This is a genomic window from Lentilactobacillus hilgardii DSM 20176 = ATCC 8290 (genome assembly GCF_000159315.1).
Lineage (GTDB): Bacteria > Bacillota > Bacilli > Lactobacillales > Lactobacillaceae > Lentilactobacillus > Lentilactobacillus hilgardii.
Window position 1 is genome coordinate 210,321 of sequence record NZ_GG669993.1, and the last position, 24,030, is coordinate 234,350.

A 24,030-nucleotide genomic window follows, 5' to 3' on the forward strand; every position below is an offset into this window, starting at 1 on the left:
GGAGGAAAGTGCCGCTTGATAACTACAATTATAGTTTTCATCATTGTCTTTGGTATTTTGGTTATCTTTCACGAGTTCGGTCACTATATTATGGCCAAGCGTTCAGGAATATTAGTTCGTGAATTTTCTGTTGGAATGGGGCCAAAAGTTTTCTTTCATCGAAGTGGCAGTACGACTTTCACATTAAGGCTATTACCTCTTGGTGGATATGTTCGAATGGCGGGTGAAGTTGATGATGGTGAGGAAGAATTAAAACCCGGAACACCTGTTACATTACAATTAAATGATCAAGGCGTTGTAACTCGAATTAATACGAGCAACAAGCATTCGCTGTTTCAGGGAATCCCTTTAACCGTTACAGGAACTGACTTAGCGCATGATTTATATATAAAAGGATATGAAAACGGCGACGAATCTGACGTTAAAAAATATTCCGTTGATCATGATGCTATCATTATTGAAAGTGATGGTACTGAACTACAGATTGCACCGGAGGATGTTCAATTCCAAGCTGCCCCGCTTGGCAAACGAATGTTAACTAATTTTGCCGGGGTTTTTAATAACTTTATCCTGGCTATTCTTGTATATACAATCTTGGGATTTGTTCAAGGTGGCGTTCAGTCGAATACCAATAAAATTAACGTGATGCCTTCAGACTCTGTTGCGCGTCAAGCCGGCGTTAAATCCGGTGACCGAATTCTATCTATCAATGGGCATAAGACAGCGGATTGGGACCAATTGGCCGTTCAAATTCAATCAAATCCGGGCAAGAAGGTAACCGCGGAAATTTCCAGAGATGGTCAAAATAAGAGCATTCAAATGACACCTAAATCCAATACACAAGGCGGCAAAAAGATTGGAATGATTGGTATCACCCAGTCACTTGATACTAGCTTTAAAGCAAAGGTCTTATCTGGATTCACACAAACCTGGACAATGACAAAGACGTTATTGGGCGCTTTGTGGTCAATGGTAAGTGGTCACTTCAGTCTAAATGATCTTGGAGGCCCTGTAGCTATATTTGCGACTACTTCGCAAGCTGCATCATTAGGGATTTCAGGTGTTCTTAATTTCTTGGCTTGGTTATCGTTAAACCTTGCGATTATTAACTTAATTCCAATCCCCGGTCTTGATGGCGGTAAATTAGTGCTCAATATTATTGAAGCAATTAGAAAGAAACCGGTTTCTCAAAGAACAGAAACAGTTGTTACGTTGATTGGTTTTGCATTTTTGATGATACTAATGATTTTAGTTACTTGGAATGATATTGAACGTTATTTCCTGCACTAAAGCGTAAGAAATTGGTCTTATGGGCCAAATACACAGAAAGATGACATAAAGGAGAAATTATTGGATTATGAAGCAGTCTAAAATCTTAGTTCCGACGTTAAAGGAAACGCCCAAGGGTGCTGAAGCCCTTAGTCATAAAATGTTAGTTCGAGCCGGATATATCAAGCAAATTTCTGCAGGTATGTATGCTTATTTGCCACTTGCATATCGCGTTTTGACAAAAATTGAAACTATTGTTCGACAAGAAATGGAAAAGACCTCTGCTCATGAAATGTTGATGCCGGATGTTCTTCCTGCTGAATTGTGGAAAGAATCGGGACGTTATGAGACATACGGACCAGAACTATTCAAATTCAAGAATCGACATGATACTGATTTTATTTTGGGACCCACTCACGAAGAAACCTTTACTGAACTGATTCGGGATTCAATTAAATCATATAAACAATTACCATTGATTCTTTACCAAATTCAAAACAAATACCGTGATGAGGATCGCCCACGATACGGGCTGTTAAGAAGCCGAGAATTCATTATGAAAGATGCGTACTCATTTGCGGCTAATGAAGCGGATCTTGATGATGCTTATCGTGCCATGGAAAAAGCTTATCGCACTATTTTTGATAGAATTGGACTTAAGTATCGTGTGATTATCGGTGATGGTGGTGCTATGGGGGGATCTGATTCCAAAGAGTTTTCTGCTATGGCTGCAGTCGGTGAAGATACAATTGTCTATTCAGATGAAAGTGATTACTTTGCAAATCTGGAAATGGCAAAATCGAAGGTCACTGATGAGCCATCAACAGAAGCAGAGGCCGATCTAAAAAAAGTCGCAACACCTAATGTTAAGTCAATTGATGAAGTAGCTGACTTTCTTGGTGTTTCTACTAAGAAAACAATTAAATCGATGCTTTATATTGCTGATGAGAAACCTGTCTTGGTTTTAGTTCGTGGTGATTACGATGTTAATGATGTAAAGTTAAAAAATTACTTAAAAGCAGATTTCCTTGACCTTGCAACTGATGAACAAGCCGTCAAATTTTTAAAGGCTGATTTTGGATCTTTGGGTCCAGTTGGAGTTAGCGATGACGTTCGCATTTTAGCTGATACACGGGTTGGCAATATGAAAAATGCTGTTGTTGGCGCCGATGAGGATGGTTACCACTATGTTAATGCCAACTTGAATCGAGATTTTCGCATTGATGCTGTTGATGATTTTGTTGTTGTTAAGGAAGGTGAACTTTCACCGGACGGTAAGGGCAAGCTAAAATTCACACGCGGCATTGAAATTGGTCATATTTTTAAACTTGGTACAAGGTATTCTAAAAGCCTAAATGCCAATGTTTTAGATGAAAATGGCCGATCAATTCCTGTTATCATGGGTTCTTACGGAATTGGTATCAGTCGATTACTTTCAGCAATTTCCGAGCAAAATGCGGATGAAAATGGTTTGGTTTGGCCAGTTGCGGTTGCACCATATACTGTTCATGTCATTCCAATCAACGTTAAAAAAGAAGTTCAAATGAATTTGGCAAATCAGATTGAAGAACAGCTAACCGAAAATGGCATAGAAGTCCTTGTTGATGACCGTAGGGAACGACCAGGTGTAAAGTTTGCAGACTCTGATTTATTGGGTATTCCATTAAGAATTACGGTTGGGAAAAAAGCCGATGAAGGAATTGTTGAAATCAAGATTCGAAAAAACGGTGAAACAGTCGAAAGTAAAGTTGAAGAACTGAGCGATACTGTTAAAATCCTGTTAAAGAATTTAAATTAGTTTTATACTGGTAAAGTATTTTTGTAGGATTTAAGATGATTGGTTTTAGAGAAGGTGAGATCGAAAGTTGTTTTTGTTCTCAGCTTCTTTTTGCACTAAATGAGGAGGGTGCTCTTTGAGTTTGGATCAAAATGCTTTATTTGAAAAGTTGTTGGAGCAGCTTCAATGGGAAGAAGCGAAAAGCTCGCCTTTCTTTCAGGACGCAAAAATTGAGCGTTTAGAGGTTCATGAACAAAGTCTTCGGTGGCAATTTGATGTTTCTGTTCCCCGAATTTTGCCCTTTGAGGTATTTAACGATTTTAACGCCCGTTTACAGTCTTCTTTTCAAGAGATTGCGAAAGTATCATTAAATATTACACCGGCTAACGATCACTTCAACGAACAGTTGTTACGACAATATTGGCAGTGGATAGTTGTTAATAGTGGTGTAACATCTCCCTTAATTCAGGAACTTTGTGAGGACCGAGCTCCTTCAATTGTTGATTCAAGAGTCGAATTTATGGCCGAAAATGAAATTGTCAAGAATTTCATGACTAATACGGCACTTGGACCAATTGAAGAAATGTATCAAAAAGCCGGATTCCCCAATTTTACAATTCACACAATTGTTGACGAAACGTCTTCTCAAAAGAATATTGAAGCACTTAAGAAAAAAAATGAAGTTCAAAATGCGGAATTAGTCAAGAAAGCCAATGCTGCGATTAAAGAAAATGCCAAAAAACGAGCAAACCACCCAGGAGCCACCTCAGGCTCTGCCATCATAGGTAAGAAAATAATTGGCGATGCGTCAATTATGAAGATGGAAGATATCATTGAGGAAGAACGTTCGGCGGTTGTTTCGGGATATGTTTTTAACAAAGAAGTCAGATCCTTAAGATCAGGCAGACAGTTGCTAATGTTAAAGATCACTGACTATACATCATCAATTCAAGTTAAAAAGTTTTCTAATCGTGGTGAAGAAGCCTTATTTGATGAAATCAATGAAGGCGATTGGGTGAAAGTCCGTGGGAGTATACAAGAAGATAATTATTCTCATGAGCTAACCTTAAATGCCTATGATATTAATCCTGTTAAAAAAATTAGTCGAAAAGATACGGCTCCTGAAGGAGAAAAACGAGTTGAATTACATTTGCACACATCGATGAGTCAAATGGATGCAACTAATAATATTGCTGATTATGCAAAGCAGGCAAAGGCATGGGGTCATCCGGCACTGGCAATCACAGATCATGCAGCCGTTCAAGGTTTCCCTGATGCATTTCATGCGGGTCAAAAGAATGATCTTAAAATGCTATACGGTGTCGAAATTAATTTGGTAGATGATGGCGTACCTATCACTTATAATGATAAACATATTCCTTTAAAAGACGCGACTTACGTGGTATTTGATACTGAGACGACCGGTCTTTCAGCTATTTATGATCGAGTGATTGAATTATCAGCCGTCAAAATGAAAAATAGCAACGTTATCGATCAATTTGAAGAGTTTATCGATCCGGGATTCCATCTTTCAGAACAGACAACAAATTTAACCTCGATCACGGATGAAATGGTTCATGGTTCAAAATCCGAAGAAGAAGTATTCAAGCTGTTTAGAGACTTTTGTGAAGATGCAATCGTTGTTGGTCATAATGTAACGTTTGATATTGGTTTTATGAACACCGGATATGTTCGTCATGGAATGCCAGAAATAAAGAATCCAATTATTGATACATTGACACTGGCACGTTTCCTATATCCCAATATGCGGGGATATAGGTTAAATACATTAGCCAAGAAATTTGATGTGAATCTTGAGCATCACCATCGAGCAATTTATGATGCTGAGACAACCGGACATTTGAACTATTTATTTTTAAAAGATGCAGAAGATCGGTATGGCATTGTCTATCATGATGAGTTAAATGATCACATGACTGAAAATGATGCTTACAAGCATGCCCGTCCCTCGCATGCGGTCATTATCGCTAAAAATCAAGTTGGTTTGAAAAACATGTTCAAAATTGTCTCCCTTTCTAACGTTGATTATTTCTTTAGGGTTCCCAGAGTACCACGTACACAATTAGAGAAGTTTCGCGAAGGTATTATTGTTGGGTCCGCTTGTTCTTCAGGCGAGGTTTTCACCGCAATGATGCAAAAAGGAATGGATGAAGCCCGAAAAAAGGCGGGGTTTTATGATTACTTGGAAGTTCAACCTAAACGGGCGTATGCACCGTTAATTGAAAGCCATCTCATTTCCGATGAGGCAAATCTTGAAGAAATTTTAACTAATATTGTTAAATTAGGTGATGAGTTAAAGAAGCCAGTCGTTGCAACAGGCGATGTTCATTATCTTAATCCGCAAGATTACATTTATCGTAAAATTTTGATCAACTCTCAAGGTGGTGCCAACCCGCTTAACCGTCAAGAATTACCAGATCTACACTTTTTAACTACAAATGAAATGTTGGATGATTTTGCGTTCTTAGGTGCAGAAAAAGCTAAGGAAATTGTTGTCACAAATACCAATCGGATTGCTGATGATATAGATGATGTCCATCCCTTAAAGGATCGTCTCTATACGCCAAAAATGGAAGGCTCAGAAGATGAAATTAAAGAGCGAACCATGACGACAGCACACCAATGGTATGGAGATCCCTTGCCTAAGATTGTTGACGACCGGTTGAAGACAGAGCTTAAAAGTATTATTGGGAATGGATTCTCAGTTATTTATTTGATTGCTCAACGATTGGTTGCGAAAAGTAACAAAGACGGTTACTTGGTTGGATCTCGTGGATCAGTTGGGTCTAGTCTGATAGCAACATTAACTGGAATTACCGAAGTTAACCCGTTGCCACCACACTATCGATGTCCTAATTGCCAACACACAGAGTTCTTTACGAAGGGTGAATATAGCTCAGGATATGACCTGCCAAGGAAAAAATGCCCTGAATGTGGTACTCAGATGATCGGGGACGGTCATAATATTCCATTCGAAACTTTCTTGGGATTTACTGGAAATAAGGTTCCTGATATTGATTTGAACTTTTCTGGCGATTACCAACCAATTGCCCATAACTATACAAAGGTTTTATTTGGTGAAAAAAATGTATTTCGTGCTGGAACAATTGGAACGGTCGCAGATAAAACAGCATATGGTTACGTGAAAGCCTATGAACGTGATAAAGGTACAACTTATAGACAAGCAGAGGAAGACAGACTAGCAAAGGGCGCTACAGGTGTTAAACGAACTACCGGGCAACATCCTGCCGGCATCATTGTTGTTCCTGCTGATATGGATATCTATGATTTTACGCCAATTCAATATCCTGCTGATGATCAGACTGCTGCCTGGAAGACAACCCATTTTGATTTCCATTCTATTCATGATAATATTTTAAAAATTGATATTCTTGGGCATGATGATCCGACTATGATTCGGATGCTTCAAGATCTATCGGGAATTAATCCAAAATCAATTCCAATGGATGATCCAGGTGTGATGTCGATCTTTTCAAGTCCAAAGATTTTAGGCGTCTCTGAAGAACAAATTCAATCAAAAACCGGTACATTGGGTGTGCCGGAATTTGGAACCCGATTTGTTCGAGGAATGCTTGAACAAACTCACCCAAGCAACTATTCCGAACTTCTTCAAATATCCGGTCTGTCTCATGGAACCGATGTTTGGCTTGGAAATGCTGATGAGTTAATTAAGAATGGTACGGCCACTATTGCAAACGTGATTGGATGCCGTGACAACATTATGACGGATTTAATTCAATGGGGATTAGATTCTGAATTGTCGTTTCAAATTATGGAAAGTGTTCGTCATGGACGTGGTATACCTGATGATTGGCAAGAAGAGATGCGTAAAGCGAAGATCCCAGAGTGGTATATTGATTCTTGCTTGAAAATTAAGTACATGTTCCCAAGAGCCCACGCAGCTGCATATATCTTGATGGCATTGAGAATTGCCTACTTTAAGGTTTACTTTCCATTAGTTTACTATGCTGCTTATTTCTCGGTTCGTGCCGATGATTTTGATATTGTTTCAATGTGTCGTGGTAAAGAGGCTGTCAAGAATGCCATGAAACAGATTAACGATAAAGGCATGGAAGCTTCAACCAAGGAAAAGAATTTGTTAACAGTTCTTGAACTGGCTAATGAAATGTTGGAACGTGGTTATGTTTTTAAAATGGTAGATCTAAAGAAATCAGCTGCTAATCAGTGGTTGATAGATGGCAATAACCTCATTGCACCGTTTAATTCTGTGCCAGGGTTGGGACTTAACGTTGCCAAACAAATCGTAGCTGCTCGGGAAGACAAACCGTTCATTTCAAAAGAAGATTTATCGAAACGTGGTAAGGTTTCAAAAACGTTGATTGATTTTATGACCGAAAACCATGTTTTGGATGGATTACCAGATGAAAATCAGTTGAGTCTATTTGATATGATGTAAGTAAATTAACTTATTATCGGTTGTCTAAGTCATGTAGGACGATTATCGAGTATGGGTTGCAATGTAGCATTATTGGTCACGATAAACCATTTGTATAAACAAAGAACGTATGCTATACTATATTTACTAAATAACTTGTAGGGAGTGAGCAGAAATGCTCGCTCTTTTTAATGGATAATTTTAGGAGGCCTATTTTTTGAGCAATGTTGTTGAAACAGTCAAACAAGTTGTGAAGCCGATTTTAGATAAACATACTTTTTATTTATTTGACGTTGAATTTGTTAAAGAAAATAAAAGTTGGTATTTACGTGTGTATATTGATAAAAAGGGTGGCATTACAATTGATGACTGCGTTTTGGTAAGTGACGAACTGAGTGAAAAACTCGATGAAATGGATCCAGACCCCATTCCGCAGCAATATTTTTTGGAAGTTTCTTCTCCGGGCGCTGAACGTCCCTTAAGAAATGATGAAGAGCTTCAGCAAGCAGTGGGAGAATATATTCATATTTCCTTGTACCAAAATTTGAATGGACAGAAGGCTTTTGAAGGGTTTCTTCGTTCTGTAACTTCAGATGAACTTGTTTTGCAAAATGACAAGTGGGGCAAGAATGATACCATAAACATTCCAAGAAACCTGATTGCCAAATCACGACTTGCAATCCAGTTTTAGGTAAAGGAGACTTAATAATGAGTAAAGAACTTTTAGGAGCTTTGTCAGCTCTTGAAGAAGAGAAGGGAATCAAAAAAGAGGTCGTTATCGAGGCCATGCAGGCGGCTTTGGTTTCTGCATATAAGCGAAACTATGGTCAAGCACAAAACGTTGAGGTTTCTTTTGATGGAACCAAAGGCGAAATGCATGTGTATTCTGTTAAAACCGTTGTTGAAACCGTGACTGATGATCAGATGCAGGTCTCATTGGATGATGCTTTACAGATTAATAAAGGGTATGAAATAGGGGATGACATTAAGTTCGAAGTGACCCCTAAAAACTTTGGACGAATTGCTGCTCAAACAGCAAAGCAAGTGATTATGCAGCGGGTTCGCGAGGCTGAACGTGAAAATATTTTTGATGAATATTCAAAATATGAAGACGATTTAGTGACAGGGACTGTTGAACGTCAGGATACCCGTTTTGTCTATATTAATTTGGATAAAGTCGAAGCTGTTATGGGCCCTCGTGATCAGATGCCTAATGAGGTTTATCGCCCTCAAGAACGTATAAAAGTTTATGTTACAAGAGTTGAAAATGCAACCAAGGGGCCCCAAGTCTTTGTCAGCCGAACAGATCCAGGGATGCTTAAACGGCTCTTTGAACAAGAAGTTCCTGAGATTTATGATGGAACAGTTGAGATTGTATCGATTGCTCGTGAAGCGGGTGACCGTGCAAAAGTTGCTGTTCGATCTAATAACTCGGATATTGATCCTGTCGGAACTGCTGTTGGTCCCAAGGGTCAGCGAGTTCAGACAATTGTTAACGAGCTGCATGGTGAAAACATGGATATTGTTGAGTGGGATGAGGATGACGCGCGATACATTGCTAATGCATTAAACCCTGCCGAAGTTATCGACGTTATTTTTGAAGATGATAATGATCGTGCCTGCACTGTGATTGTTCCTGATTATCAATTGTCGCTGGCCATTGGCAAACGTGGTCAAAATGCTCGTCTAGCTGCAAAATTGACTGGTTTTAAGATTGATATCAAATCTGAAACGGAAGCTAAAGAGTTCCTTGCTGAAAGAAAGCAAAAAGCACAGCAGGCGGAAAACGAAGATGAAGGTACAACAGAAGAATCAGAAACTGCTGAGCCGGACCAAGAGACTTCTGGCGAGGTTGTTGACACTGACAGTCAAGAAGTTCAAACTGAATCCGATGAAGATGTTGAAGCAGATGCTCAAGATGATCAATCAGATAATGTTGAAAAACCAAGTGATCATATAGATGATGCCGATTCTTCTGATCATACAGAAGATACTTCATCGGATGAGAACCCATCTTCAAATCAAGATTAACTCTTAGGAGGCGATCATTATGAAAAAAAGAAAAATCCCAATGCGTAAAGATATCGTCACTGGCGAAATGGCTCCCAAAAAGGAGCTGGTGAGAATCGTTCGTGACTCTGAGGGCAACGTTTCAATAGATGAAACAGGAAAGAAGTCAGGTCGGGGCGCTTATATCTCTATTAATGTAGATATTGCCAAAAAGGCTAAAGAAGAGCATGTGTTCGAAAAAGTATTTTCAACTCAAATTGACGGTGACTTTTACGATGATCTGATCGCGTATGTTGATCATAAGCAGGCTCGAAAAGAGTTGTTTGAGAATGGACAATAATCAAGCAATCCTTAATTTTCTCGGAATTGCCAAGCGAGCAAACAAAATTGTATCTGGTGAGAATACGCTTTTATCTGAAATAAGAAACGGAAAGGTCCATTTCTTATTTATTGCATCGGATACCGGACCGTCTACAAGCAAGAAATTTCTTGATAAGTCAAATTACTATCACGTATCTGTCAATACAATGCACACTAAAGAGGTATTAAGTAACGCTATCGGAATGAAAAGAACCATTATCGGAATCAAAGACCAGGGAATTTCAAAAAAAATGATTGAATTAACAAATAGGATAAAGGGAGAGTGATTATATGCGGAAAAAGCGAATTTATGAATTAGCCAAAGAACTCAACATCTCCAGTAAAAAAATTATCGATGAGGCCAGCAAACGTGGTGTTGCTGTGAAAAACCATATGTCAACAGTTGATGCAAATCAAGAAAAACAAATTCGACAATTATTCAAAAAAAATGGTACTTCAGATAGAACACAAAATAGTCAAAGCGGCCATTCATCGGTAAGTAATGGTCGTCATACAACTCGATCCGATCGTCATAATGCCCAGCAGGGTCAAAGCTCGGAACGGTCAAATCAATCTAATCATTCTCAAGGTGAAAATCGGAGCCAACGTGCCAATAATCATTCAGAGAATAAAAATAGTTCTTCTCAAGGAAGACGAGAGACAACCCGTAATAGTGCTGGTACCAATCGTCAAAGCAGTCAAAATAATCATAGTAACAATCGTAATCGCACTCAACGAAATAATGATTCTGGTACGCGCTCCAATAATACACAGTCTAGAACTAATAATAATGCGCACACTAGTTCGGCAACTAATACAAGCAACAGTAATAGCACCAGTCGTCAGAGTCGCCCAAGTACCAATAATGCAAATCATCGCAATACTGGCAGTGGCCGGTTTGGCGGTAGCTTAAATCGCCGTAATAATAGTGGTGGTTCGAGAAAGGCTAATAAAAAACGCAATAAGAAACAGCGTAAGCAACAAAACCAACGACTTCGTCAAGTCGAGCATCACGGGGCTCCAGAAAGAAAGGCACGTCCGTTACCAACGGTTCTTGAGTACGAAGATGGTATGAATGCACAAGATCTTGGTAAGATTATGCATCGTGAGCCGGCTGAAATTGTTAAGAAGTTGTTCATGTTAGGTGTTATGGTTAATCAGAACCAGTCTTTGGATAAAGATACAATTGAAATTCTGGCTGCTGATTATGGGATTGAAGCCAAAGAAAAGATTCATGAGGATTTATCCAACCTTGATGAAATCTTTGAAAAAGAAATGAAGAATGCAAAGCATTTAGTTTCACGTCCACCAGTTGTCACAATCATGGGGCACGTTGATCATGGTAAGACAACTTTGCTGGATCATTTGCGTCATTCTCATATTACTGCCGGTGAAGCTGGTGGCATTACCCAGGCAATTGGTGCTTATCAAGTCCGTCATGGCGATAACATCATTACATTCCTTGATACACCTGGTCATGCGGCCTTCACTGAAATGAGAGCTCGTGGTGCTAATATCACTGATATCACAGTTTTAGTGGTTGCAGCTGATGACGGTGTCATGCCCCAAACAATCGAGGCGATTAACCATGCCCGTGCAGCCGAAACACCGATTATTGTCGCAATTAATAAAATTGATAAACCCGATGCTAATCCTGAACATGTAACGGAACAGTTGAGTAAATACAATTTAATCCCCGAAGACTGGGGTGGCGACACCATTTTTGTTGATATTTCGGCTAAATTTGGTAAGAATATCGACGAATTGCTCGACATGATCATTCTTGAATCGGAAATGCTTGAATTAAAAGCAGATCCTGATCAACCTGCTGTTGGTTCCGTTATTGAAGCCCGTCTTGATCAAGGACAGGGACCTGTCGCAACGTTACTTGTTCAACAAGGAACGTTGAAAGTCGGGGATCCTATTGTTGTTGGCAACACATTTGGACGAGTGAGAACAATGACTAACGAACGTGGTCGAGATCTTAAAAAAGTGACACCATCAATGCCGGTATCAATTACCGGATTGAACGATGTTCCTGAAGCAGGAGATCGATTCGTTGTCTTTTCAGATGAAAAAACTGCACGTTCTGTTGGTGAAGAACGAGCTGAAGAAGCACAGATTCAAGAACGTCGAAAGACCAACCGGGTTACGCTTGATAACTTGTTTGATTCCCTTGAAGAAGGTGAAATGAAGGAAGTTGATATCGTCATCAAGGCTGATGTTCAAGGATCTGTTGAAGCTTTGGCAAACAGTCTTAAGAAAATTGAGGTAAAGGGTGTTAAAGTCAACATCATCCATTCTGGTGTTGGTGCCATCAACGAAAGCGATGTTGCTTTAGCTGAAGCAAGTAACGCGATTATTATTGGATTTAACGTTCGTCCAACACCTCAAGCCAAGTCACAAGCAGATAGTGATCATGTTGATATTCGTCTCCATCAAGTTATTTACAATGCAATTGATGAAGTTGAATCAGCCATGAAAGGTATGCTTGCGCCAACTTATAAGGAAGAAGTTACTGGTGAAGTAGAAGTTCGTGAGATTTACAAAGCTTCCAAAGTTGGTACTATTGCCGGTGGTATGGTTGTTGACGGTGTTGTTAACAAAGACAGTAAAGTTCGTTTAATTCGTGACGGTGTCGTTGTTTATACTGGAGAATTAAATAGTTTGAAACGTTTTAAAGATGATGTTAACCAGGTTAAACAAGGATTCGAACTCGGTCTTACAATTAAAGATTATAATGACATCAAGGTTGGCGATGTTATTGAAGCCTATATTATGAAAGAAGTTCCAGTTAAGTAGTTTAACTAAATGATTTTTTGGCAATAAAAGTTGTTATTTTATATTAAATGTTTGGAGGTGTATTTATATGGCTCATTATCGTGTTGGTCGTTTAGAGCAGGAAATCCAGCGTGAGGTAAATGATATTTTACTAAAACGAGTTCGGGACCCAAGAGTTCAGGGCGTCACATTGACGGGGGTTGAGGTAACTGGTGATTTACAGCAAGCCACCATTTATTACAGCATTCTTTCTGATGACAAGGCTGATGAGGAAACCACTGCAAAGGGACTTGAAAAGGCTACCGGATTGATTCGTGGTGAACTTGGCTCGCGTTTAAGCATTTATAAAACACCGGAAATCAAGTTTGAATTGGATACTTCTGTTCAGTATGGTGACAAAATCGATCGTCTCATTAATAAATTAAAGCGTGAAGATTAATAAATTTGATTTTTGACAAAGACTGCTTCAGCTACTAATGGCTGGGCAGTTTTTTTGTGATATACTTTTAGTAACTGAATTTTTTAGGAGAAGCCGATGGATGGAGTAATTGCATTATACAAAGAACGTGGTATGACGAGTCATGATTGTATTAGTCGACTACGGAAAATTTTACACACAAAAAAAATTGGGCATACTGGCACACTTGATCCTAATGTTGACGGTGTTTTGCCTATATGTATTGGACAAGCAACTAAAATTAGTGAACTGTTAATGGGATCCGGTAAGGTTTATCGTGGTTCAATCACGCTGGGAATGGCTTATGATACAGAAGACCTGGATGGACATTTAATTGCTACCAAGGCAATCGAAAGGCCATTATCTTCTGAACAAATCGATGGTTTGTTACAAAAATTAACGGGTCATATTATGCAGGTGCCACCAATGTATTCAGCCGTTAAAATCAACGGTCATAAACTTTATGAATATGCTCGAAGAGGCGAAGTTATTCATCGAGAGCCACGTCCAATTTTTATTCAATCTTTCAAACAGACAAAGGTATCAAGTTTTGATGAAAAAAAACAGACTCAAACAATCTTTTTTGAGGTTGCCTGTTCAAAAGGAACGTATGTCAGAACATTAGCTGTCGATTTTGGAAAACTGATAAACACACCATCTGTGATGTCATCACTTACCCGAATCAAAAGCGGTGGTTTTGATATTTCGCAGTGTGTTACGTTGGAACAAGTTGACAAAGCCTCAGGCAGTGATACACTGTCTGACATTATTGAGCCATTATCAACCGCTCTTTCCGATTATCCTGCTTATCAGCTTGATGACAGTCGTTGGAAAATAATATCAAATGGCGGTTTTTTGGATCAAAGTATTTTACCTGACCGCGAACCTATTGTTAGATTGGTTTATCAGGGAGAAACAAAAGCGCTCTATCAATTCGATGAACCCAAAAAAGTTTATCGACCTTTTAAGATGTTCTTGAAAAATAATTAACGAGGAGAAACTGCAAGATGGATATTATTAAGCTTCATTATCCTCTCGATGATGATTGCCAATCTAAGGATAAAACAGTGATTGCTATGGGATTTTTTGATGGTTTTCATACGGGTCACCAAGCTGTTTTACAGCGGGCAAAAGAAGAAGCTCAAAAGCATGGTACCAAATTGGTTGTATTAACGTATGATCATCATCCGGCACTTGTTTATAAAAAAATGTCGTCACATGAAAAACGATATATTACACTGCTGGATTATAAGCTTAAGCTGTTTAAAGAATTTGGCGTTGACGAGGTATTACTAGTTAACTATTCTTATCAATTTCAAAGCCAATCACCTCAAGAGTTCATTCAGCACTTTTTAAGCCGTTTTAACCCCATAGCTGTGGTTGCAGGTTTTGACCATACTTATGGCGGCGAACCAGCAGATAACATGGTGAACTTGCCAAAGTACGTCAATGGCGCATTTAAAGTTATCACAGTGCCGGCACTCAAGCAAAACGATCAAAAAGTGAGTTCTACTCAAATTCGCAATAATTTGGATAATGGGCATATTGAAAAGGTTAATCAATTGTTGGGTCGTCCCTTCCAGACCGAAGGTGTGATTGTTCACGGTGAGGAGCGCGGTCGGTTATTGGGCTATCCAACTGCTAATGTTGAGCATTCGGAGTACCAATGGCTTCCAACGATTGGCATTTATATTGTCACTGTTGAAATTGGCAGGAAAAAGTATCTGGGGATGGCATCAATAGGTAAGAATGTGACATTTTCTGATAATGGTCCAATGACTGTTGAAATTAATTTGATCGACTTTCATCAAAATATTTATGGTGAAGTCGTTAGAGTCAATTGGCTGTCACATGGGCGGGGAGAAATTAAATTTAAAACCGCTGACGATTTAGTTGAGCAACTTGATAGAGATGAGCAGGATACTCGCCATTATCTATCGGAACATCCAGATATCTTAAATTAGCACTATTAGCACTCAAACGAATTTATTGCTAAAAATCGTTGATAATCCCTTGACTTATAACACATGGTTTGTTAAATTATAAATGTGCCTTAGCACTCGAATACTATGAGTGCTAAAAAGAGGTGATGTTAGTGCTGACGGATAGGCAAAAAGATATTCTTAAAATAATCATTCGAGATTATACGAGGACGGGAATGCCAGTTGGTTCCAAGGCATTAGCTTCAGAATTTCCGACTCATGTTAGCTCTGCGACGGTTAGAAATGATATGGCTGCACTTGAATCAAAGGGCTTAATCACAAAAACACATTTTTCATCCGGAAGGGTTCCATCCATGCAAGGTTATCGTTATTATGTTGACAATCTTGTTCAACCGGATCCGCTGGATGATAGTGCAGAAGATTTAATCAAAAGTTCTTTTAACATTGAGTTTAACCGAATTGACGAAATCATTCAGGAATCTGCAAAGGTGTTATCCGATTTAACAAGTTATATGGCAGTCACTTTCAATCCTGAACCAGGAAATAATTTAAAATTGGGTGGCTTTCGACTTGTTAAACTGGATGATCGACAGGTAATGGCAATTATCGTTACTAATACTGGTCATGTGGTTGATAAGATTTTCCGGTTAACGAATGTTTCTTCGGAACAGCTGGAAACCATTGTTAACATTATCAATTCAGAGTTAGTTGGCAAACCCATTTCTCAGGTTGCCGATAAATTAAGAATTGATATTCCAATGTTAATGACGAAGTATATTCAGACACCCCAGGGATTTTTGAAGATATTTGGTGAAATGCTTAGTGAAGCTGGTCGAGACAAAGTTCATGTCGACGGTAAACTTAACTTATTAAAGTTTGCGGAACGTCAAAACATTGACAGGTTGAAGCCTCTATACAATCTTTTGGACACCGAAGATACTGTTCAAAAAATTATTAATCCTGATTCTCACGATGTTCAAGTTCGAATTGGAAGCGAGCTAAGAAACGATTTGTTAAAAGATTATAGTATTATCACTGGGACCTATGATTTAAATGAGTATGGACACGGTGTTATCGCTGTTATTGGACCAACCAGGATGCCTTACTCAAAGATTATTGGAATCGTTGGTGCATTAAGAGAAGAACTAACCAAAAAGCTTTTAGGGTACTATGATGATAACTAATTTTAAGGAGGCGATTGTTTGGCAGATAAAAAGGATGATTCATTAAAATCAAATGAGCCAGCAGACGATTTGGCTTCTAAAAATGATCATGGGCACGAAAAAGAAGTTCGAGATGCAAAGGCAGCAAAAAAGTCCGATTCTTCTAAAACTGAAAAGCATGATTCAGCAGATGAAGTTGTCAAGTTAAAGCAGACTGTAGTTAATTTGCAAAAAAAACTTGATGATATGGAAAATCGGTATTTAAGAGCTGAAGCTGATATAAAAAATATTCAAACTCATGCTAAGAAGGAACAGGCTGATTTGATTAAGTATGATGGTCAGCAACTGGCACATGATATTTTGCCGATCGTTGATAACCTTCAACGCGCACTTGCAGTTGAAGCAACTGACGAGAATGGTAAACAATTAAAAAAGGGCGTTTCAATGGTATTCGAGCATTTAACTAAGGCACTGTCTGATAATGGTGTTGAGGAAATTGATGCATTGAACAAACCGTTCGATCCCAAACTTCAACAAGCGATTCAAACGACGACTGCTGATGAGAAGCATCCGGCCGATACTGTGGCGCAGGTTCTGCAAAGTGGTTACCGATTAAAAGATCGGGTTCTTCGACCAGCAATGGTTGTCGTCGCAAAATAAATCTTTAAAGAAAAAGAGGATTATTTATGGCAAGTAATAAAATTATCGGTATTGATTTAGGAACAACAAACTCTGCCGTTGCTGTATTGGAAGGCAACGAACCTAAGATTATTCCAAACCCGGAAGGTTCACGTACAACACCATCTGTCGTGGCATTTAAAGATGGCAAGCCTTCTGTTGGTGAAGTTGCAAAACGTCAGGAAATTACAAATCCAAATACTGTTCACTCCATTAAGAGTCATATGGGTGAACCGGGTTATACAGTTGATGTTGATGGCAAGAAGTATACGCCACAACAAATTTCAGCAATGATTCTTCAATATATTAAAGATTTTGCTGAGGATTACATTGGTGATAAAGTTGAAAATGCTGTTATTACTGTTCCAGCTTATTTCAACGATGCTCAGCGTCAAGCAACTAAAGATGCTGGTAAAATTGCAGGTTTAACTGTTAAGCGAATCATTAACGAACCTACTGCTGCAGCTTTGGCATATGGTCTTGATAAGCAAGATAAAGATGAAAAAGTTCTTGTTTACGATTTGGGTGGTGGTACTTTCGATGTTTCCATCCTTGAATTGGGCGATGGTGTCTTTCAAGTTCTTTCCACAAATGGTGATACCCATCTTGGTGGAGATGACTTTGATCAACGCGTAATGGATTGGTTAATTGACGGATTTAAGAAAGAAAACGGTGTTGACCTTTCAAAGGATAAGATGGCTCTTCAACGTTTAAAGGATGCTGCTGAAAAGGCCAAAAAAGATCTTTCCGGTGTCATTGAATCTGAAATCAGCTTGCCATTTATTTCAGCTGGTGAGAACGGACCTTTGCATTTGCAAACAACTTTGACCAGAGCTAAATTCAATGAATTAACTTCTGACTTGGTTGCAAAAACAAAGACACCGTTTGACAATGCTTTAAAAGATGCCGGTTTGCAAGTTTCAGACATTGATCAAGTTATTTTAAATGGTGGATCAACTCGAATCCCTGCTGTTCAAGAAGCAGTTAAGTCATGGACAGGTAAGGATTCCAATCATTCAATCAACCCTGATGAAGCAGTTGCTTTGGGTGCTGCTGTCCAAGGCGGTGTCATTACTGGTGACGTTAAAGACGTTGTTTTACTTGACGTTACGCCATTGTCACTTGGTATTGAAACCATGGGTGGTGTCTTCACCAAGTTAATTGATCGTAATACCACTATTCCAACTTCCAAGTCACAAGTTTTCTCAACTGCCGCTGATAATCAACCAGCCGTTGACATTCACGTATTGCAGGGTGAACGTCCAATGGCAGCAGATGATAAAACACTTGGTCAATTTCAATTAACTGATATTCCAGCTGCTCCAAGAGGTGTTCCTCAAATTGAAGTCACATTTGATATCGATAAAAACGGTATTGTTAATGTATCTGCCAAGGATAAAGGCACAGGCAAGCAACAGAAGATTACCATTAAAGATTCCTCAGGACTTTCCGATGACGAAATTAAAAAGATGATGAATGAAGCCAAGGAAAATGAGGAAGCCGATAAGAAGCGTAAGGAAACAGTTGACTTGAATAATGAAGTTGACCAATTAATCTTCCAGACTGATAAGACACTTAAAGAAGTTAAGGGCAAGGTCTCAGATGATGAAATCAAAAAGGCTGAAGATGCTCGTGACGCACTGAAAAAAGCAAAGGAAGACAACAATGTTGATGATATGAAAGCTAAGAAAGATGATTTGAATAAGATCGTTCAAGACTTGGCAGTAAAATTGTATCAACAACAAGCTCCTAAAGATGGTCAAGGCCAATCAACTGATGGTCAACAACAGGGTAATACCGGATCATCTAATGGTGATTCATCTGACAAAGGTAACGATGATGGAACAGTCAATGGTGACTTCCATGAAGTTCACAACGACGATGATAAAAAGTAATCTTTAGAATCGTATTAGAACAAAAGTCAAGGCCAGCTGGCTTTGGCTTTTTGTTAAAATATGGTATTCTATCAAAGTATAGATTTGATTGAAGATGGGAGTTTCTAATGGCAAATAAAGATTATTATGATATCCTCGGGGTTTCGAAAGATGCCAGTGACGATGAGATCAAACATGCCTACCGTAAATTATCAAAAAAATGGCATCCAGATATTAACAAAGCTCCGGATGCAGAAGCAAAATTCAAAGAAATCAATGAAGCATATGAGACACTAAGTGATCCACAAAAACGGGCCAATTATGATCAGTACGGTTCTGCTGACGGAGCCGCTGGTGGTTTTGGCGGTGGAACCGGTGCAGGCGGCTTTGGCAATTTTGATTCAAGCGGTTTTGGCTTTGATGATATTTTCAGCCAATTTTTTGGTAATCGTCAACAAAGTGCCGATCCTTCTGCGCCAAGACAAGGACGTGATCTTCAATACCAAATGACTCTGGAATTTGAAGATGCTATTTTTGGTAAAACAACGCGGATTAAATACAATCGTGAAGCACAATGTCACACTTGTGGTGGTACCGGTGCAAAACCAGGTACATCTCCTGTGACATGTTCTCGTTGTGGTGGTCGAGGCTTTATTGTAACCGAGACTAACACACCACTTGGAAGGATGCAGTCTCGACAAACTTGTCCGGTTTGTCATGGTACTGGTAAAGAAATTAAGGAAAAATGTCCAACTTGTGGTGGTAGTGGTCATGTTGATGAACGCCATGAAATTGAAGTTAAGGTTCCAGCTGGAATTGATGATGGCCAACAAATGAGGTTACAAGGACAAGGGGAAGCCGGGACAAACGGCGGACCTTACGGTGACTTATACATTGTTTTCCGAGTCAAACCAAGCAAAATTTTCACTCGAGACGGGTCAACGATTTACGTCGATCAACAGATTAGCTTTGCCCGGGCTGCACTTGGCGGTAAGATCAAGGTTAAAACTGTTCATGGTGATGTTGAGCTCAAAGTTCCTGCAGGTACTCAAACCGGGACTACATTCCGTCTAAAAGGAAAAGGTGCGCCAAGATTGCGTGGGAATGGAACAGGTGACGAACGTGTGACTGTTACAGTTACGACACCTAAATCCTTAAACAAAGAGCAGAAGATTGCGATGGAAGCATTCGCAAAAGCCAGTGGTGAAAACATCGGTGGTAAAGGTGCAAGTAATTTTTTTGACAAAGTAAAGGACGCTTTTGATAAGAAATAATGATGGACATAACTGATTATTTCATTAAGCGTTTGTTAATCAAATAATATGTGAAGGGACTGTTGGTAAACATGCAAACTTTGCCGCAGTCCTTTCTTTGTGATTATCAAAAATATTGGCAGAAAACTTAAATTTGTTGCGACATTCCTTCTTTTTCACTAAACTAGAGGGGATAAGATATTTTTTAGACAATGAAAGTGAGAAAACAACATGGATTTGAAAAAAATGAAGGAACATCAAAAATATATTCGCAATTTTTCCATCGTTGCTCACATCGACCATGGGAAGTCGACACTTGCTGATCGAATTCTTGAGATGACCGATACAGTTGCAAAAAGGGATATGAAAAATCAATTGTTGGACAACATGGACCTGGAACGTGAACGTGGAATTACGATTAAGCTGAATGCGGTTGAATTGACCTATCATGCTAAGGATGGCCATGATTACGAATTTCATTTAATCGATACCCCGGGACACGTTGATTTTTCATATGAAGTATCTCGAAGCTTGGCAGCTTGTGAAGGAGCTGTATTAGTAGTCGATGCGGCACAAGGAGTCGAGGCACAAACTTTGGCTAACGTTTATTTAGCAATTGATGATGATCTGGAGATTGTCCCCGTTATCAATAAAATTGATTTGCCATCCGCAGAACCGGAAAAGGTCCGTAAAGAAATTGAGAATGTCATTGGCATCGATGCATCTGACGCTGTTCTTGCAAGCGCAAAAAAGGGAATTGGAATTGAAGATCTTTTGGAACAGATTGTGCATAAGATTCCCGCTCCAAGTGGCGATGTTAACGGTCCATTGAAAGCTTTGGTTTTTGATTCTGTTTATGACGATTATCGTGGCGTTGTTTTGAGTGTCCGATTATTTGAGGGGACAGTGCAACCAGGCGATAAAATTAAAATGATGAATAGCGGTAGTGAATATGAAGTGACCGAAGTTGGTGTTAATTCTCCCAATCCCGTTAAACGAGACTATTTGATGTCCGGTGATGTTGGTTATATTACGGCAAGCATTAAGGATATTACGACGACTCGTGTTGGTGATACGGTGACGAATGCGAATGACCCAGCAGAAAAAGAATTACCGGGATATCGTGAAATGCATCCAATGGTTTATGCTGGACTTTATCCAACTGATAATGCAAAGTTCGACGATTTGAGAGAAGCACTTGAGAAGTTAAAACTTAATGATGCTGCGCTTGAATTTGAACCTGAAGTATCGCAGGCTTTGGGCTTTGGCTTCCGTTGTGGTTTCTTGGGTCTGCTTCACATGGATGTGGTACAGGAACGGTTGGAACGTGAATTTAGTCTTGATCTCATTACCACCGCACCATCGGTTACCTATGAAGCAAAGTTAACGGATGATACTGTTAAAGAGGTTGAAAACCCATCAGAAATGCCTGATACCTCATCAATAAAACAGATCTCAGAGCCTTACGTAAAAGCGACTATTATGGTTCCAAATGATTACGTAGGTGCCGTTATGGAGCTATGTCAGCATCGTCGAGGCATTTTCGATACCATGGAGTATCTTGACGATTATAGGGTCAACGTGGTTTATCACATGCCGCTTTCTGAAATCATTTTTGATTTCTTTGACAAACTTAAATCCGGCACACATGGTTATGCATCTTTAGACTATGAAGTTGAAGATTACCGTGCAAGTGACCTGGTAAAAATTGATATTCTTTTGAATGGTGAGAAAGTTGATGCATTAAGTTTTATTTCACATCGACAATTTGCGGCAACCCGTGCCAGGGATATCGTCGGCAGGTTGAAGAATATCATCCCGCGACAAAACTTTGAAATTCCGGTTCAAGCAGCTATTGGTGCCAAGATTATTGCCAGGACCAATATCAAAGCTTATCGAAAGGATGTCACAGCTAAGCTCTATGGTGGTGACAGAACCAGACGAATGAAGTTACTTGAAAAACAGAAAGCCGGTAAGAAGAGAATGAAGGCTGTGGGAAAAGTCGATATCCCGCAGGAAGCCTTCATGGCGGTTCTTCAAACCGATGAGGAAGAAAAGGGCGATAAATAAGCGTTTGTTCCATTCACAGCTTACTAAATGTTAACATTTTTCCGCCATTCTTCCGCCGTAATTGCAAAATGGCGGAAGTTTTGTGATTATTTGATTCTTTTTGGCGGAAGAATGGTGGAAAAAATTAAGAATCAGTTTTACTTTCTTTCATGATTCTTTCGAAAATGTTAACGGTCTGCCTTTGCATTTTATGAGTCACGTGCGAATAGGTGTCCATGGTGGTCGCAATTCTTGAATGACCAAGACGAGCTTGGATATCTTTAATATTTGCACCATGTTCTAATAACATTGTGGCATGTGTATGCCGCAAAGAATGGAAATTAAACGGGAAACCCAGTTCTTTCTGAATACGATCGCATTGATACTTGATTGTGTTTGGAGTGACAGGGATCCCGTTTTCTTTTGTACATACAAAATTTGATTCATGGTAGTATTGCCCATATCTTAATCGTTCTTCCATTTGGTGTTTCTTGTGCTGTCTAAGAAGGTCAACAAGCGATTCACCAATAGAGATTGTTCGGTAACTAGAAGTAGTCTTGGGTGTAACGATGCTGAATTTTCCTTTTGATTCTTGCATCATGGCCTGTTTGACTTCAATGGTATGCCCATTAAGGTCGACATTAGTCCATGTCAGCCCACAAACTTCACCACGACGCATTCCGGTACCGAAAGCAATTTGAAGCGGAATATAGAATGGATTAGAGGGCGGAGTAATCGATAAAATTTGTTCATATTGATTCATAGTAATAATCTTTAGCTTTTTTCTAGTTATACGTTCATCATCATGATATTTTGGCATAATGATATATCTAGCTGGATCTTCTTTAATTAATTGATATGGGTAGACCGCTTTTTTGAATCCCTCTTTAATGACCATTACAATAATTTGAACGGTGTGCTTGGCCAATTTAGTTTCGCCTAGGTCATTAACTAAATTTTGTAAAGCAGCTGGACCAATAGATCTTATACGGAAGTTACCAATTTTGGGAATGATATATTTATTGATAATATTTAGATAATTTATTTGCGTATTTGGTTTCAACTCTCTTTGAACATAATTTTCATACCAGTACATAAAATATTGCTGCACATTCATATTGGTCAGTTTGGCAACCGAACCATCGTTTTCATATTTCTGTAAAGCTTGCCGTAGGGGTGCTTCTGCTTGTTTTTTTTTCTTACCTCCAGATCTTTCAATACGGCTTCGTTTACCGTTTAAAGTACCAGTATCAAAAGCGTAGTACCAGTTATTGCCTTTTTTTCGGACTGTTCCTCTTGCCATAGTAATCTTCCTTTCTTCATAAAAATTGGCTTGACTATGAATAAACATATGTTCTTTTAATGTTCTAAATAAAAACTTCCTTAGGAAGCTCTTATTTAGAACTTCTTTGAAGTTTTAATAAATATTGTCCTTGCGCCTTAGCAACTAAAGGAGGGATAGCATTTCCAATCATTTGAGCCAATAATGATTTTGGATATTTTTCGTTAAAATAGTAATTTTTAGGAAATGACTGTAATAATGAAGCTTCTCTAACGCTAATGCTTCTGTTTTGTTCCGGATGTAAAAATCGTCCTTTAGAAGGGGACAAACATCCACCAGTAATTGTTGGAGAAGGAGTATCCCATTTCATTCGGCCATATACATCTGAAAACCCAACGTTCTTATGCTTATGACATTTTAACCAATAGCTTTCAGGAAGGTCTTTCCGGCTTCCACCATTTTTAGGAATCATACTGATAATTTTTTCAATATATTCAGTATGATTAGAATGAATTTTTTGAAGAATATCTGTACTTTTTTTCGGTGGAGTTAGATTACCAATACAGTCCCTTACTGTTTTTATATTTTTAGTTGTAAAATCTGGGAAATTTGGTTGTTGTTTTTTTGAACCTAATAAAACCAGCCTTTTTCTATTTTGTGGTACCCCAAAGTTTTTAACATTAATTATTTTTAAAT

General features: G+C 38.9%; 18 protein-coding genes. 16 read left to right on the forward strand and 2 right to left on the reverse strand.

The window, feature by feature from the left end; translation table 11 throughout:
* Window positions 1-15 precede the first annotated feature (15 nt).
* From rseP to lepA, 16 genes are all read left to right on the forward strand, one after another.
* Window positions 16-1,290 carry an RIP metalloprotease RseP gene (gene rseP, locus HMPREF0519_RS05155; protein WP_040472718.1) on the forward strand — a complete coding sequence of 425 codons (1,275 nt, stop codon included), beginning with the start codon at window positions 16-18 and terminating at the stop codon, window positions 1,288-1,290.
* 67 nt (window positions 1,291-1,357) lie between these two features.
* On the forward strand, window positions 1,358-3,067 hold the full coding sequence (locus tag HMPREF0519_RS05160) for a proline--tRNA ligase (RefSeq protein ID WP_004561417.1): 1,710 nt from the start codon (window positions 1,358-1,360) through the stop codon (window positions 3,065-3,067).
* A 121-nt stretch (window positions 3,068-3,188) separates the two neighbouring features.
* Window positions 3,189-7,505 carry a PolC-type DNA polymerase III gene (locus tag HMPREF0519_RS05165; RefSeq protein WP_004561418.1) on the forward strand — a complete coding sequence of 1,439 codons (4,317 nt, stop codon included), beginning with the start codon at window positions 3,189-3,191 and terminating at the stop codon, window positions 7,503-7,505.
* A gap of 196 nt (window positions 7,506-7,701) precedes the next feature.
* Window positions 7,702-8,175, forward strand: a complete 474-nt coding sequence (gene rimP, locus HMPREF0519_RS05170) for a ribosome maturation factor RimP (protein ID WP_003553802.1) — start codon at window positions 7,702-7,704, stop codon at window positions 8,173-8,175.
* Window positions 8,176-8,192: 17 nt separating this feature from the next.
* Window positions 8,193-9,515 (forward strand): transcription termination factor NusA, encoded by a 1,323-nt coding sequence (nusA, locus tag HMPREF0519_RS05175; protein WP_004561419.1) that lies wholly within the window; start codon window positions 8,193-8,195, stop codon window positions 9,513-9,515.
* Window positions 9,516-9,534: 19 nt separating this feature from the next.
* Window positions 9,535-9,834 carry an RNase P modulator RnpM gene (gene rnpM / locus HMPREF0519_RS05180; protein ID WP_003560106.1) on the forward strand — a complete coding sequence of 100 codons (300 nt, stop codon included), beginning with the start codon at window positions 9,535-9,537 and terminating at the stop codon, window positions 9,832-9,834.
* Window positions 9,824-10,141: a L7Ae/L30e/S12e/Gadd45 family ribosomal protein gene (locus tag HMPREF0519_RS05185; RefSeq protein WP_004561420.1), complete on the forward strand. Its 318-nt coding sequence runs from the start codon at window positions 9,824-9,826 to the stop codon at window positions 10,139-10,141. Before rnpM ends, HMPREF0519_RS05185 begins: the two co-directional genes overlap by 11 nt.
* A gap of 4 nt (window positions 10,142-10,145) precedes the next feature.
* Window positions 10,146-12,656, forward strand: a complete 2,511-nt coding sequence (infB, locus tag HMPREF0519_RS05190; RefSeq protein WP_040472719.1) for a translation initiation factor IF-2 — start codon at window positions 10,146-10,148, stop codon at window positions 12,654-12,656.
* A gap of 67 nt (window positions 12,657-12,723) precedes the next feature.
* Entirely contained in the window at window positions 12,724-13,074 is a 351-nt protein-coding gene (gene rbfA / locus HMPREF0519_RS05195; RefSeq protein ID WP_003553813.1) for a 30S ribosome-binding factor RbfA, read from the forward strand.
* A 96-nt stretch (window positions 13,075-13,170) separates the two neighbouring features.
* Complete coding sequence (gene truB / locus HMPREF0519_RS05200) at window positions 13,171-14,082, forward strand: tRNA pseudouridine(55) synthase TruB (protein WP_004561422.1); 912 nt, start codon at window positions 13,171-13,173, stop codon at window positions 14,080-14,082.
* A 17-nt stretch (window positions 14,083-14,099) separates the two neighbouring features.
* A complete protein-coding gene (gene ribF / locus HMPREF0519_RS05205; protein WP_004561423.1) occupies window positions 14,100-15,056 on the forward strand; it encodes a riboflavin biosynthesis protein RibF in 957 nt (318 codons plus the stop codon).
* Between the two features lie 125 nt (window positions 15,057-15,181).
* Window positions 15,182-16,219, forward strand: coding sequence for a heat-inducible transcriptional repressor HrcA (hrcA, locus tag HMPREF0519_RS05210; RefSeq protein WP_003553820.1), 1,038 nt, complete (start codon window positions 15,182-15,184; stop codon window positions 16,217-16,219).
* Between the two features lie 18 nt (window positions 16,220-16,237).
* Entirely contained in the window at window positions 16,238-16,858 is a 621-nt protein-coding gene (grpE, locus tag HMPREF0519_RS05215; RefSeq protein WP_004561424.1) for a nucleotide exchange factor GrpE, read from the forward strand.
* Between the two features lie 26 nt (window positions 16,859-16,884).
* On the forward strand, window positions 16,885-18,771 hold the full coding sequence (gene dnaK / locus HMPREF0519_RS05220; RefSeq protein ID WP_004561426.1) for a molecular chaperone DnaK: 1,887 nt from the start codon (window positions 16,885-16,887) through the stop codon (window positions 18,769-18,771).
* 107 nt (window positions 18,772-18,878) lie between these two features.
* The gene (gene dnaJ, locus HMPREF0519_RS05225; RefSeq protein WP_003560122.1) at window positions 18,879-20,024 is read left to right on the forward strand and encodes a molecular chaperone DnaJ; all 1,146 of its coding nucleotides are present in this window, start codon (window positions 18,879-18,881) and stop codon (window positions 20,022-20,024) included.
* 210 nt (window positions 20,025-20,234) lie between these two features.
* Entirely contained in the window at window positions 20,235-22,073 is a 1,839-nt protein-coding gene (gene lepA, locus HMPREF0519_RS05230) for a translation elongation factor 4 (protein ID WP_003560124.1), read from the forward strand.
* Between the two features lie 124 nt (window positions 22,074-22,197).
* On the opposite strand, the gene HMPREF0519_RS05235 is transcribed toward lepA, so the two are convergent.
* Window positions 22,198-23,355: a tyrosine-type recombinase/integrase gene (locus tag HMPREF0519_RS05235; protein WP_040472745.1), complete on the reverse strand. Its 1,158-nt coding sequence runs from the start codon at window positions 23,353-23,355 to the stop codon at window positions 22,198-22,200.
* Window positions 23,356-23,446: 91 nt separating this feature from the next.
* Window positions 23,447-24,030: DNA cytosine methyltransferase (locus HMPREF0519_RS05240; RefSeq protein WP_004561434.1), on the reverse strand; the 584-nt coding region annotated here is incomplete at its 5' end.

Bases quoted from the DNA above. Each gene is read 5' to 3' on its own strand.
- HMPREF0519_RS05160 (WP_004561417.1), top strand. From the start codon at position 1,358: ATGAAGCAGTCTAAAATCTTAGTTCCGACGTTAAAGGAAACGCCCAAG.
- nusA (WP_004561419.1), top strand. From the start codon at position 8,193: ATGAGTAAAGAACTTTTAGGAGCTTTGTCAGCTCTTGAAGAAGAGAAG.
- rnpM (WP_003560106.1), top strand. From the start codon at position 9,535: ATGAAAAAAAGAAAAATCCCAATGCGTAAAGATATCGTCACTGGCGAA.
- HMPREF0519_RS05185 (WP_004561420.1), top strand. From the start codon at position 9,824: ATGGACAATAATCAAGCAATCCTTAATTTTCTCGGAATTGCCAAGCGA.
- infB (WP_040472719.1), top strand. From the start codon at position 10,146: ATGCGGAAAAAGCGAATTTATGAATTAGCCAAAGAACTCAACATCTCC.
- rbfA (WP_003553813.1), top strand. From the start codon at position 12,724: ATGGCTCATTATCGTGTTGGTCGTTTAGAGCAGGAAATCCAGCGTGAG.
- truB (WP_004561422.1), top strand. From the start codon at position 13,171: ATGGATGGAGTAATTGCATTATACAAAGAACGTGGTATGACGAGTCAT.
- ribF (WP_004561423.1), top strand. From the start codon at position 14,100: ATGGATATTATTAAGCTTCATTATCCTCTCGATGATGATTGCCAATCT.
- hrcA (WP_003553820.1), top strand. From the start codon at position 15,182: ATGTTAGTGCTGACGGATAGGCAAAAAGATATTCTTAAAATAATCATT.
- dnaK (WP_004561426.1), top strand. From the start codon at position 16,885: ATGGCAAGTAATAAAATTATCGGTATTGATTTAGGAACAACAAACTCT.
- dnaJ (WP_003560122.1), top strand. From the start codon at position 18,879: ATGGCAAATAAAGATTATTATGATATCCTCGGGGTTTCGAAAGATGCC.
- lepA (WP_003560124.1), top strand. From the start codon at position 20,235: ATGGATTTGAAAAAAATGAAGGAACATCAAAAATATATTCGCAATTTT.
- HMPREF0519_RS05235 (WP_040472745.1), bottom strand. From the start codon at position 23,355: ATGGCAAGAGGAACAGTCCGAAAAAAAGGCAATAACTGGTACTACGCT.